Source organism: Streptomyces sp. NPDC012510 (assembly GCF_042955065.1).
Lineage (GTDB): Bacteria > Actinomycetota > Actinomycetes > Streptomycetales > Streptomycetaceae > Streptomyces.
This window is the reverse complement of the sequence record NZ_JBIBEN010000015.1, coordinates 19,657-31,720: the sequence shown is the minus strand read 5'-3', so window position 1 is coordinate 31,720 and position 12,064 is coordinate 19,657. Positions and strand designations below refer to the sequence as shown.

The 12,064-nt window shown below is 70.5% G+C and carries 10 protein-coding genes; 1 reads left to right on the top strand and 9 read right to left on the bottom strand.

Annotation, left to right across the window (positions count from 1 at the left end):
* Nucleotides 1-7 precede the first annotated feature (7 nt).
* The 5 genes from ACFY9I_RS26340 to ACFY9I_RS26320 all read right to left on the bottom strand — a co-directional run bounded on the left by ACFY9I_RS26340 (nt 8) and on the right by ACFY9I_RS26320 (nt 5,828).
* Nucleotides 8-1,240, bottom strand: a complete 1,233-nt coding sequence (locus ACFY9I_RS26340) for a YncE family protein (RefSeq protein WP_391005674.1) — start codon at nt 1,238-1,240, stop codon at nt 8-10.
* Between the two features lie 77 nt (nt 1,241-1,317).
* Nucleotides 1,318-1,821: an ATP-binding protein gene (locus ACFY9I_RS26335; RefSeq protein ID WP_391005672.1), complete on the bottom strand. Its 504-nt coding sequence runs from the start codon at nt 1,819-1,821 to the stop codon at nt 1,318-1,320.
* 328 nt (nt 1,822-2,149) lie between these two features.
* A complete protein-coding gene (locus tag ACFY9I_RS26330) occupies nt 2,150-2,917 on the bottom strand; it encodes an enoyl-CoA hydratase-related protein (RefSeq protein ID WP_391005670.1) in 768 nt (255 codons plus the stop codon).
* Between the two features lie 249 nt (nt 2,918-3,166).
* The gene (locus ACFY9I_RS26325) at nt 3,167-4,432 is read right to left on the bottom strand and encodes an Ig-like domain-containing protein (protein WP_391005668.1); all 1,266 of its coding nucleotides are present in this window, start codon (nt 4,430-4,432) and stop codon (nt 3,167-3,169) included.
* A gap of 169 nt (nt 4,433-4,601) precedes the next feature.
* A complete protein-coding gene (locus tag ACFY9I_RS26320; protein ID WP_391005666.1) occupies nt 4,602-5,828 on the bottom strand; it encodes an Ig-like domain-containing protein in 1,227 nt (408 codons plus the stop codon).
* A gap of 152 nt (nt 5,829-5,980) precedes the next feature.
* Between ACFY9I_RS26320 and glgX the strand changes: the two genes are divergently transcribed.
* The gene (gene glgX, locus ACFY9I_RS26315; protein WP_391005664.1) at nt 5,981-8,251 is read left to right on the top strand and encodes a glycogen debranching protein GlgX; all 2,271 of its coding nucleotides are present in this window, start codon (nt 5,981-5,983) and stop codon (nt 8,249-8,251) included.
* Nucleotides 8,252-8,315: 64 nt separating this feature from the next.
* On the opposite strand, the gene ACFY9I_RS26310 is transcribed toward glgX, so the two are convergent.
* The 4 genes from ACFY9I_RS26310 to ACFY9I_RS26295 are packed head-to-tail and all read right to left on the bottom strand — an operon-like array spanning nt 8,316 to nt 11,907.
* Nucleotides 8,316-8,963 carry a response regulator gene (locus ACFY9I_RS26310; protein WP_391005662.1) on the bottom strand — a complete coding sequence of 216 codons (648 nt, stop codon included), beginning with the start codon at nt 8,961-8,963 and terminating at the stop codon, nt 8,316-8,318.
* Nucleotides 8,956-10,206, bottom strand: coding sequence for an ATP-binding protein (locus ACFY9I_RS26305; protein WP_391005660.1), 1,251 nt, complete (start codon nt 10,204-10,206; stop codon nt 8,956-8,958). Before ACFY9I_RS26305 ends, ACFY9I_RS26310 begins: the two co-directional genes overlap by 8 nt.
* A 25-nt stretch (nt 10,207-10,231) precedes the next feature.
* Entirely contained in the window at nt 10,232-10,981 is a 750-nt protein-coding gene (locus ACFY9I_RS26300; protein ID WP_391005658.1) for an ABC transporter permease, read from the bottom strand.
* Nucleotides 10,978-11,907 (bottom strand): ATP-binding cassette domain-containing protein, encoded by a 930-nt coding sequence (locus ACFY9I_RS26295; RefSeq protein WP_391005656.1) that lies wholly within the window; start codon nt 11,905-11,907, stop codon nt 10,978-10,980. The genes ACFY9I_RS26300 and ACFY9I_RS26295 overlap by 4 nt, the downstream gene beginning before the upstream one ends.
* Nucleotides 11,908-12,064: the final 157 nt, after the last annotated feature.

Below are 12,064 nucleotides of genomic sequence, written 5' to 3'. Positions count from 1 at the left end.
TCAGGTGTCACCGGAAGATGCCCGTGTGCCCGAGCGAGTAGCGTCCCGGCTGCGGATACACGGCGAGACCGTGCGGGCCGCTGCCGACGGGGATACGGGCGAGCTGCTCCCCGCTGCGGGTGTCGATGGCGTACACCTCGGAGTCGTATCGGCCGGAGAGCCACAGGACCTTGCCGTCGGCGGAGACACCGCCCATGTCGGGGCTGCCGCCGTCGGGCAGGTTCCACTTCTTGGTCAGCTTGTTCTTGGTGAAGTCGAAGACGGACACGGAGCCCTCGCCCCGGTTGGACACGTACATCTCGTGGGAGTCGCGGCCGACGTACAGCCCGTGGCAGCCCTTGCCGGTGGGCAGCAGTGCCGGCTCGTCGAACGTGTCCCCGTCCAGGACCCACATGCCGTCGGCCATCATGTCGGCGATGTAGAAGCGCTTGCCGTCGGGCGAGATCTTCACGTCCTGCGGCATGGCCCCCTCGAACGGCAGTTTCTGCTGCCCGATCACCTTCATCTTCTCCGTGTCGACCTTCAGCAGTTCGCCGCTGAACTCGCACGACACGATGAAGTACCTGCCGTCCATGGAGAAGTCGGCGTGGTTGACGCCGTAGCAGGTGACCGGCTCGGTCTTGACCCGCTTCATGGTGTGCGGGTCGCGGAAGACGAGTTCGCGGTCGAGGGAGGCCATCACGACGGCGTACTTGCCGTTCGGGGTGAAGTACAGGTTGTAGGGGTCGTGCACCTCGACCGGGTCGCCGGCCTTCCCCGTCCTCGGGTCGATGGGGGTGAGGGTGTGGCCTCGGTTGTTGTTGACCCACAGGGTCTTCAGGTCCCAGGAGGGCACGACGTGCTGGGGCTGGCGGCCCACCGGGATGGTGTCGACGATCTGATACGTCTCGGGGTCGATGACGGAGACGGTGTCCGACTCGCTGTTGGGGACGTACACCCGGGACGGGAAGTCCTTGACCACCGGGGAGAGCCGGTTCGGGCGGTCGGCGGCGTAGACGTCCTTCGGGTCGAGCACGGGTGGCATGCCGTGCAGGCCCCGCGTCGCCGTCCGCTGTTTCTTCTTCCGCTCGGCGGCTTGGGCGGCCTCGGCCGCGGCCTGCGAGGCACGGGTCCGCTCGGCCTGTGCCTCGGTACCCGAGCCGCACGCGGCCACAGCCGCGAGGACGGTGGCCGCGAGAAGGGCGCGCTGCACGAGGTGGCGCTGCTTGAGGGGGGTGCGGGGCGTGGTCACGCGCACCATTTATAGGGAGCCGTGACGGGAAACCCGGCGATTGGCCCGATCGGCGGAGATGCGCGTTGCGGGGAGGCGCCGCGGACTCAACGGTCCGCGACCCTCATCTCGAACCACGTCGTCTTCCCCCGGGGCAGCAGATCGACCCCCCAGCGGTCGGACAGCTTGTCCACCAGGAACAGCCCCCGCCCGCTGATGTCCATCTCCTGCACCGGCATCAGACAGGGCAGCCCTCGTGAGGGATCACGGACCTCGACCCGGATCCACCCCGGCCTCCGGCGCATACGGAGCCCGAAGACACGGGCGCCGGTGTGCCGTACGGCGTTGCCGACGAGCTCGGAGACGAGGAGGACCGCGTCCTCGGTCATCTTCGGTGAGAGCCGCCAGTGGCGCAGGACGACGACCTGGGCGAGCCGCCGGGCCGTGGCCGCGGACTCGGGACGGGACGGCAGCGGGACCTCCGCTTCGGTCGGGTCGCCGAACAACTCCAGTGCCTTCTGCGCCCGTTCGTCCTCGATCGCAGGTGACCAGCGCGCCGCGGTCGCACTCCCGTGCCGCCGCGGCTGTTCGATACCCTCCAGCCCCGCCATGCCCCCATCATGGCCGCCCCCAGGCCCGTTCGGGGACGTTCCATTGGAATACAACCCCCGGAACCAACCATTCCGGCTCTTTCGGACGGCATATGCCATAGGCATTGATTTCCCCGCGAAAGCCGCCTGACCTGTGCGAATCATCTGAACTTCGGATGTCGCCAGAAGCCTTGGGCAAGGATCCCTTAGGGCTGCGTCAAAGCTTGGATAAACCGCCCCTTCGAGGGACACGGTCATACACCGCGTCAACTGCGAGTCATCCAGCGGGACTTGATCAGCCGAACCGGCGAGCCGGATTCCGGCCCCCGCGATCCGCGTCCCGGAGCCGTCAGACGAACTTCGCCTTGCCCGGCCCCTCCTCCACGAAACTCCGCATCCCCCGCTCACGGTCCTCCGTGGCGAACAGCCCCGCGAACCAGTTCCGCTCGATCGCGAGCCCGGTCTCCAGGTCGGTCTCCAGGCCCGCGTCGACGGACTCCTTGGCGGCCCGCAGCGCGATGGCCGGCCCCTGCGCCAGCTTCGCGGCCCACGCGTGCGCGGCGGTGTACACCTCGCCGGCCGGGACGACCCGGTCCACCAAGCCGAGCGTGAGGGCCTCGTCCGCCTTGACCATACGCCCGGTGAAGATGAGGTCCTTGGCCTTGGAGGGGCCGATGAGGCGGGCCAGCCGCTGGGTGCCGCCCGCACCCGGGATCACCCCGAGCAGGATCTCCGGCTGTCCGAGCTTGGCGTTCTCCCCGGCGATCCGGTAGTCGGCGCACAGCGCGAGCTCGCAACCACCGCCCAGGGCATAGCCCGTGACGGCCGCCACGACCGGCTTGGGGATACGGGCCACGGCGCTGAAGGAGTCCTGCAGCGCCCGGGACCGCGCGACCATCGCCGCGTGGTCCATGGCCCGCATCTCCTTGATGTCCGCGCCGGCCGCGAAGACCTTCTCGCCGCCGTAGATCACCACGGCGCGTACGTCGTCGCGGCGGGTGGCCTCCTCGGCGAGTTCCTTCAGGCGGTCCTGGGTGGCGATGTCCAGGGCGTTCATCGGCGGCCGGTCGAGACGGATCGTGCCTACGCCTTCGGCGACTTCGAGATGCACAGTCATGCAGGCAGGTTAACCGGGACTAACGCCAACGGGTCGGGTGCGGTCGATCACATACCGCGAGGACACGCCACCGGGACGGGGACGGAACCGGGAGGGAGACGGAACCGGGACGAGGACCGGGACCGGGGCGGGGCGGGGAGGGGCGAGGACCGGGGCGGGCAGCAACGGCGACGGCCCCGGTGCGGTATCTCGCACCGGGGCCGTGCATCGCGGTCTCGAGCCTTACGTCAGGGGCTCAGGCCGCGGCGCTCACGCCTTCCACTTGTCCCACGCCATGTTCCAGCCGTTGTAGCCGTTGTCGGGGTCGACGACGCGGTCGTTGGAGTTCTTGACGACCACCACGTCGCCGATCATCGAGTTGTCGAAGAACCAGGCGCCGGGCGCCTTCCGGTCCCAGCCGCCGCGGGTGTCGCGCAGGCCGATGCAGCCGTGGCTGGCGTTGTAGTTGCCGAAGGCGTCGCCGCCCCAGTAGTTGCCGTGGATGAACGTGCCGGAGTTGGTCAGACGCATCGCGTCCGGGACGTCCTTGATGTCGTACTCGCCGCCGTAGCCGACCGTCTCGCCGTTCATCCGGGTCACGCTGAGGCGCTCGCTGATGACCATCTGGCCGTTCCAAGTCTCCATGCCGGGCTTGCCGGTGGTGACCGGGATGGTCTTGATGACCTTGCCGTCCCGCTCGACCTTCATGGTGAGCTTCTTGACGTCGACCGTGGAGACCTGGCTGCGGCCGATGGTGAAGGAGACCTTCTTGCTCTGCTCGCCGTAGACGCCCTTACGGCCCTCGACGCCGTCGAGGTTGAGGTCGACGGTGACCTTCGTGCCGGCCTTCCAGTACTTCTCCGGGCGGAAGTCGATGCGGTCGTTGCCGAACCAGTGGCCCTCGACCTCGACGGCCGGCTCGGTCTTGACGGTGATGGCTTTCTCGACGTCCTCGGGGGCGGTGATGCCCCGGGTGAAGCGGATCGAGAACGGCATGCCGACGCCGACCTTGGAGCCGTCCTCGGGGGTGAAGATGCCGACGAAGGTGTTCTTCGGGGTCAGCGTGGTGAAGGACGAGTCCTCGGCCGCCTCACGCCCCTCGGAGTCCTTCGCGACGGCGTGCACCTTGTACTCGGTGGCCGAGTTGAGGTGGATGGACGGCGTCCAGGTGGCGCCGTCCCCGGATATCTCCCCGGCTATCTTCTCGCCCTTGTCGTTCTCGACCGTGACCTCGGACAGCTTGCCCTTGGCGGCCGTCACCTTGAGGGCGCCGCTGGTGGCCACGTCGGCGGCGCCGTTCTTCGGGGCGATGGACACCACCGCTTCCGAGGCCTTGGTGGCCGCCTTGTCGGAAGCGCTCCTGTCGGAGCCCTTGCCCTTGTCGCCGTCGGAGCCGGAGTCCGAACCCCCGCCTCCGCCGCACGCGGTGACGGCGAGCAGCAGCAGACCCAGCAGCAGGGCCAGAACCCCGCCGCTCCCCCGGCTCCCCCGCGTCCGCGCGCCAACCGACGCCCCCGATATCGGTCGCCCGTTCAACTCTCTGTTCTCCCCTCGCACGGCCTGATCAGGCCCGCACCCCTACGCGCAGCACGCGCGTACGCACGTACATTAACCGGATGATCTGAATGATTTGGCCTCGATGAATGTCACCGTTCAGTCCCAACTTGCATGATCGCCGGCCGTGCGTGCGCCCCCCTTTGTCGGTCTACTTCACCGCAGCACCCGCTTTCCATTCCTTCCACCCCATGTTCCACCCGCCGAGTCCGTTGTCGGGAGCGACCTTCTTGTCGTCGCTGTTGACGACCTCGACGACGTCCCCGACGAGGCTGCGGTCGAAGAACCAGCCCGCGGGGGTGCTCGAACTGCCGCCCTTCACATCGCGCAGGCCCACACAGCCATGGCTGACATTGGACCTGCCGAAGGCGTCCGGGGCCCAGTAGTTGCCGTGCAGGAAGGTGCCGGACGTGGTGAGGCGCAGGGCGTGCGGGACGTCCGGGATGTCGTACTCGCCCTTGCCGTCGGCCTTTTTGAAGCCGACGGTGGCCCCGTTCATCCGGGTCACCTCCAGCATCTCGGTGACCACCATCTTCCCGTTGTAGGTGGTGGTTCCGGGCGCCCCGGCCGTGATGGGGAGCGTGGCGAGCACGTCACCGCCGCGCTCCACGCGCATGGTGTGCCGGGCCGCGTCGACGAGACTGACCTGGTGGCGGCCGACGGCGAAGGAGAACGTCCTGCGCTGCTGGCCGTAGACACCGGGCGCGCCCTCGACGTCCCCCAGCCGCAGGCCGACGGTGACCTTGGTGCCGGGCCTCCAGTAGTGCTCGGGCCGGAAGTCCAGGCGCCCCTTTCCGAACCAGTGCGGGCGGACCTCTACGGCCGGCTCGGCGGTGATGTCGACGGCGCGTTCGACGGCCGCCCGGTCCTCGATCTCCCGGCTGAACTCCAGGGAGACGATCATCCCGGTGCCGACGGTGGTCCGGTTCTCCGGCGTGACGTAGGCGACGAAGCGCTCGTCGGGGACGGTCGTCGTGAAGGTGACATGGCGGGCCGAGCGGCGGCCGTGGCCGTCGAGGGCGACCGCGTCGACGGTGTACCTGGCGGCCAGCGCGAGCTTCTGTGAGCCGGTGGGGCGCCAGGTCAGCCCATCGGCGGACATCCGGCCCGCCACAGGTGACTCCTGCGCGTCCTGGGACTTCACCACCTTGACGGACTCCAGGCGCCCACTGGGCACCCTTACTTCGAAGCGCTGCTCCGGGCGCACGCCCTTGCTGCCGTCCTCCGGGGAGACCCGGATCATGTCATCGGGCGCTTTTCCGCTGGTGAGCGGCGGTCCGGCGGTGCATCCGGCGGCCCCGGCCAGCAGCCCGGCCCAGGTGAGTGCGGCGAACAGGGCGGCCCCGGCGCGGCGCGCGTGCGTCTGTGCGTGGTTCACGTGCGGCCCAACGACGGCGCACGCCCCCGGGAAACGTGAGTGCGAGGCGTGCTCTGGGCAGAACCCTTGGGAGGACGACTCGGTGGGGAACGGTGGACAGGACACCTGACTCCCCCTTTCCCGTCGCCCCACCGAGCCGCGGGAGGCCTGAGGTGTCGAGCGCAGCCGAGCAGGAGGCAGTACAGGGGACGCGCGGGGTGCCGGCCGCGCGGCCCGCCACCGTGCTGAACGGCAGCCGGCGCGAGGACGCCGAGCCGGAGCCGAGGCCCGTGTGGCCGGGGGCGCCGACGCCGCTCGGCGCCCGGTACCGGGTGGGCCCCGACGGGGTCGCGGGCACCAACTTCGCGCTGTGGGCGGGCGGGGCGGAGGCCGTCGAGCTGTGCCTCTTCTCCGAGGCGGGCGAGGAGACACGGCTCCGGCTGACCGAGCTGACCCACGAGATCTGGCACGGTTTCGTGCCCGGTGTGCTCCCCGGCCGGCGGTACGGCTACCGCGTCCACGGCCGCTGGGACCCGTGGACCGGCGCCCGCTGGAACCCGGCGAAGCTCCTCCTCGACCCGTACGCGCGGGCCGTGGACGCGGGCCGGGGCAACGACTACGGCAGCCTGCCGCCCGAGGTGTACGCGCACGTCCGGGACTGGCCCGAGCAGCACGTCGCCGACACGGTGCGCGACGAGCGGGACTCGGCGCCGTACGTCCCGAAGGGCGTCGTCGTCCACGATGACGACGACTGGGCCGACGACCGCCGCCCCAAGACCCCGTGGGCGGACTCGGTCATCTACGAGCTGCACGTACGCGGCTTCACCATGAGGCACCCGGGCATCCCCGAGGAGCTGCGCGGCACCTACGCCGGTCTCGCGCACCCGGCGGCGATCGAGCACCTGGTGAAGCTGGGCGTGACGGCGGTGGAGCTGCTGCCGGTGCACCAGTTCGCCCACGAGGACCATCTGCTGCGCCGGGACATGCGCAACTACTGGGGCTACAACTCGATCGGCTACTTCGCCCCGCACGCGGCGTACGCGTCGTCGGGCACGGCGGGGCAGCAGGTCGGGGAGTTCAAGCGGATGGTGCGGGCCCTGCACGCGGCCGGCATCGAGGTCGTCCTCGACGTGGTCTACAACCACACGGCCGAGGCTGACGAACGCGGCCCCAGCCTGTCGCTGCGCGGCATCGACAACCGGGGCTACTACCGCCTGCAGAACGACGCCCGCCGCTACGCCGACTACACGGGCTGCGGCAACACCCTGCACGTGGTCCAGCCGCACGTCCTGCGGCTGATCACCGACTCGCTGCGCTACTGGGTGACGGAGATGGGCGTGGACGGCTTCCGCTTCGACCTGGCGGCGGCTCTCGCCCGCTCGATGCACGACGTGGACATGCTGTCCCCGTTCCTCGCCGTCATCGCCCAGGACCCGGTCCTGCGGCGGGTGAAGCTGATCGCCGAGCCCTGGGACGTGGGCTCGGGCGGCTACCAGGTGGGCGCCTTCCCACCGCTGTGGACGGAGTGGAACGACCGCTACCGGGGGGCCGTCCGGGACTTCTGGCGGGGCGCGCTGCCGGACGTACGGGATCTCGGCTACCGCCTGTCGGGGTCGAGCGACCTGTATGCCTGGGGCGGCCGCAGGCCCTACGCGTCGGTCAACTTCATCACCGCGCACGACGGTTTCACCCTGCGGGACCTGGTGTCGTACGAGCGCAAGCACAACGAGGCGAACGGAGAGGGGAACCGGGACGGCTCGGACGACAACCGGTCGTGGAACTGCGGCGCCGAGGGCGAGACGGACGACGAGCGCGTACGGGCGCTGCGGCGGCGCCAGTTGCGGAACCTGCTGACGACACTGCTGCTGTCGACCGGGGTGCCGATGCTGGTCGCCGGCGACGAACTGGGCCGCACGCAGGGGGGCAACAACAACGCGTACTGCCAGGACAACGAGATCAGCTGGGTCGACTGGAGGCTGCTGGAGGACCCCGGCTGGAAGGCGCTCTTCGACCTCACGGCCCGTCTGATCGCCCTGCGCCACGCGCACCCGGTGTTGCGCCGCCGCGCCTTCTTCTCCGGCCGGGCCCACTCGGCGGACGGGCTCCGTGACCTGGCCTGGTTCTCGGCACACGGCACCGAGATGACCGAACGGGACTGGTACGCGCCGACCGCGACCCTGGGCATGTATCTGTCGGGGCGGGACATCCCCGGGCGCGACTCCCGGGGCGCCCCCGTCCTCGACGACAGCTTCCTCGCGGTGCTGCACGCGGGGGACCGGCCGGTGAGCTTCGTCCTGCCGGGCACGCCGTGGGCGGAGCGGTACGAGATGGTCGTCGACACCTCGGTGGAGGAGCAGGTGGAGGGGCCGGGGGTGGTGCACCCGGCGGGGGCGGCGGTGACGGTGCCGGCGCGCACCGTACTGCTGCTCCGGGTGATCGGCTGAGAGTTCGGGGCTCCGCCCCGGACCCCGTTCGCGCGGTTCCCCGCGCTGCGCGAAGGGGCGCGGGCTATCCGAGAATTCCGCGCTCGTACGCCGTCGCCACCGCCGCCGCGCGGTCCTTCACGCCCAACTTGGCGTAGAGGTGGGTGAGGTGGGTCTTCACGGTCGCCTCGCTGATGAAGAGTTCGCGGGCGATCTCGCGGTTGGACGTGCCCTTGGCGACGTGGGTCAGCACTTCGCGCTCACGGGTGGAGAGGGGTTCGTTGCCGGGGGCGCGGACCGCCGAGACCAGGCGTGAGGCGACGGCGGGGGACAGCACGGTCCGGCCCTCGGCCGCCGCGCGGACCGCCGTGAACAGCTCGTCGCGCGGGGCGTCCTTGAGGAGGTAGCCCGTCGCGCCCGCCTCGATGGCGGGGAGGGTGTCCGAGTCGGTGTCGTACGTGGTGAGGACGAGGACCTTCGCGCGGGCGGACGTGCGCGTCAGCTCCCGGATGGCGTCGACTCCGCCGCCGCCGGGCATGCGCAGGTCCATGAGGATCACGTCGGGGTCGAAGGAGGCGGCCAGCGCCACGGCCTCCACCCCGTTCGCGGCCTCACCGAGGACGCGGAAACCGGGCGCGGATTCGAACATGCCGCGCAGGCCGTCCCGTACGACGGGATGGTCGTCGACGATCAGCAGGGATATGGGCTTCTTCGGATACGCCTCGTCAGTCATGGCGGACCAACGGTACGCGAGCCGACAGGGCCGTGCCGTGGCCCGGCTCGGACTCGACGGTGAGGGTGCCGGCGATGCGCTCGGCGCGGACGCGCATGCCGTCGAGGCCGAAGCCGCCGGTGCTGGTGCGTTCGGGGCGGGCGAGCGGGTCGAAGCCGTGGCCGTCGTCGCGGATGTCGAGGATGACGTCGTCGCCGAGGAAGGTGAGGGTGACGCCGACGCGGGTGGCGTGGGCGTGCCGGGCGGTGTTCGACAGGGCCTCCTGGGCGATGCGCAGGAGGGTCGCCGAGACCTCGTCGTGGAGCTGCTCGGCGGGGCCGGTGACCGTGAACTCGGCACGCGTGCCCGTGCGTTCGGTCCACTCGGTGACCGTCTTCTTCAGGGCCTCGGGCAGTCCGTCGTGCTCCAGCGCGACGGGGGCGAGGTTGTGCACGGAGCGGCGGGCCTCGCCGAGGCTGTGGCGGGCGAGGTCGCTGGCGCGGGTGAGGTGGGTGCGGGCGATGTCCAGGTCGGGGGCGTTCGCGACGACCTGGAGCTGGGCGATGATGCCGGTCAGGCCCTGGGCGATGGTGTCGTGGATCTCGGCGGCCAGCCGCCGGCGTTCGTCGGCGACGCCGGCCTCCCGCGCTTGGACGAGGAGTTGGGCGTGGAGGGCGGCGTTCTCGTCGAGGGCCTGTTGCAGGGCGGTGTTGGTGCGTTCCAGTTCGGCGATGGTGGCGGCCCGGTCGCTGGAGCGCTTCTCCTCCTGCTGGGTGAGATGACCGATCACCAGCAGCATGGCGTTGTTGGCGGTCAGCATCACGCCGAACAGCACCCACTGGACCGGGCGGTGGAACGGCAGCCCGCCGGCCTGCGCGCCCGCGATCACGACGGCAGTGGCGAAGAGACCGAGCCGTTGCCGGCGCGTTCCGGCGATCAGTTCGTCGCAGTCGAAGTAGCCGGTGGACGCGTGGAACGCGAAGAACGGGTTGATCCAGGTCAGGGAGAAGGTGACCGCCCAGCGCAGGACGTAGAAGACGGTCCCGCGGCGGGACGGTGTCCGGCGGCCGTGCCGGGGTCCGTGCCAGAGCTGGAGCGCCAACGCGGCGACGACCAGGGCCCCGCACGCGTACCACTCGGCGGGGCTCGTGATCAGTTCGCCGGCGAGGAGGGCCAGGGCGGTGGAGACGAGGAGAAGCACGTAGGGGCCCCAGGTGTGGACCTGGTCCCATCGCCGCTCGATCTGTTGGTCCGCCGCGGTCATCTCCCCAGTGTGCATGGCGTCTTGCCTACTCCCAGCGGAACCAGCGCGAGGCGGCGGCCGTGAGCAGCACCGTCCAGGCCACGAGGACGGTCAGGTGGTCCCAGCCTGGCCAGGCCCCGGCCGCCGCCTCGTTGAGGGCCTGCGCGGCCGCGCCGAACGGGGTGAAGCCGACGGACCGGGCCAGGGCGTCGGGCATGGCCTGCACCGGCAGATACACGCCCGCGCAGAACATCGCCGGGAAGAACACGGCGGAGCCGATCGCCGCCGAGATCTTCGCGGTGCGGGACAGGGCGGAGATCACCGCGCCCAGGGCGAGGGCCACCAGGACGGCCAGGAGCAGGGCCACGCCGTAGCCGAAGGGCTGCTCGGGCAGTCGTACGTCGAAGGCGAGCCGACCGACCGCGAGGGCGAGCAGCGCCGACACCAGGGCGGCCCCGCCGTACAGGATCGTCTGTGCGGAGAGCAGGGCGGCGGGCCGGACCGGGGTCGTGGACATCCGGCGCAGGACACCGCGTTCGCGGTAGCCGGTGAGGGTCTGCGGCATCGCCTGCACACCGCCGACGATCAGGCCGAGCAGCACGCTCACCGGGACGTAGCCGTCGATGAGGCGCAGCCCGCCGAAGGCCGGGTCGGCCTCACGGAAGGACGGGATCGAGCCGAGGATCGCGAGCAGGATGGTCGGGAACGCCAACATCCAGAAGAGACTGCCGGGTTCCCGGCGGAAGAGGCGGGCCTCGCTCTTCAGTACGGCGGAGTTGACGAGTGCGCTGCTCATGCCGCTGCCTCCTTGGTCTCGGTGAGGTCGAGGAACGCGTCGTCCAACGTGGCATCGGTGACGCGGAGTTGGTGGGCGGTGATGTGGGTGCGGGCGAGGAGGGTGAGGACGGCGTTCACGGTCTCGTCGGTGCCGGAGAGGGTGACACGGCCGTCCTTGTGCTCGATCGCCGCGAGCGCGGGCAGCGCGTTGAGGTCAGTTTCGTCCAGCGGGGCGGAGGGCGTGAAGCTGATGACGGTGGCGCCCGCCGAGCGGCGGATGAGGCCGGCCGGGGTGTCCAGGGCGGCGATCCGCCCCTGGTCGATCACGGCGATCCGGTCGCAGAGCCGCTGCGCCTCCTCCATGAAGTGCGTGACGAGGAGGACGGTCACACCGCCCGCGCGGATGTCCTCGATCAGCTCCCAGGTGTCCCGGCGGGCACGCGGGTCCAGGCCGGTGGTCAGCTCGTCCAGGACGACGATCCGGGGGTTTCCGATGAGCGCGAGCGCGATGAACAACCGCTGCTTCTGGCCGCCGGAGAGTTCGGCGAAGCGGGTGGTGAGCTTGGCGGTCAGACCGAGGCGTTCGGCGAGGGGCCGCCAGTCGAGGGGGTTCGGGTAGAAGGCGGCGTACAGCTCCAGCGCCTCGTGCACGGTGAGCTTGGGCTGGAGTTCGCTCTCCTGGAGCTGCGCGCCGAGTACCTGTCGGGTGGCCTCGTGCTCGGCGACCGGGTCGAGCCCGGCGACACGGACCCGGCCGGCGTCGGGCACCCGCAGCCCTTCGACGCATTCGACGGTGGTGGTCTTGCCCGCGCCGTTCGGGCCGAGGATCCCGAAGATCTCGCCCTCCTCGACGGTGAAGGAGACGCCGTCGACGACGTTCCGGCCACCGTAGGCCTTGCGCAGGTCGGTGACCTCGATGACGGATGTGGACGATGTGTGTGGCATGTGTCGAGGATCCCGGCGGAGCGCGTGCGACCGCATCGGCCATCGCGCTCGAACGGACATCAGCCGATCGGTTGATGTCTCGCTACGACCCCACGACCGGCCAGGTAGAAGCCCCCACGCCCGCGCAGGTCGTAGGACCGACGGCCGAGCGCGGTCC

Excerpts from the sequence above, each read along its gene's own strand:
- ACFY9I_RS26340 (WP_391005674.1), bottom strand. The coding sequence starts at position 1,240 with ATGGTGCGCGTGACCACGCCCCGCACCCCCCTCAAGCAGCGCCACCTC.
- ACFY9I_RS26295 (WP_391005656.1), bottom strand. The coding sequence starts at position 11,907 with ATGCCACACACATCGTCCACATCCGTCATCGAGGTCACCGACCTGCGC.
- ACFY9I_RS26335 (WP_391005672.1), bottom strand. The coding sequence starts at position 1,821 with ATGGCGGGGCTGGAGGGTATCGAACAGCCGCGGCGGCACGGGAGTGCG.
- ACFY9I_RS26310 (WP_391005662.1), bottom strand. The coding sequence starts at position 8,963 with ATGACTGACGAGGCGTATCCGAAGAAGCCCATATCCCTGCTGATCGTC.
- ACFY9I_RS26300 (WP_391005658.1), bottom strand. The coding sequence starts at position 10,981 with ATGAGCAGCGCACTCGTCAACTCCGCCGTACTGAAGAGCGAGGCCCGC.
- ACFY9I_RS26330 (WP_391005670.1), bottom strand. The coding sequence starts at position 2,917 with ATGACTGTGCATCTCGAAGTCGCCGAAGGCGTAGGCACGATCCGTCTC.
- ACFY9I_RS26305 (WP_391005660.1), bottom strand. The coding sequence starts at position 10,206 with ATGACCGCGGCGGACCAACAGATCGAGCGGCGATGGGACCAGGTCCAC.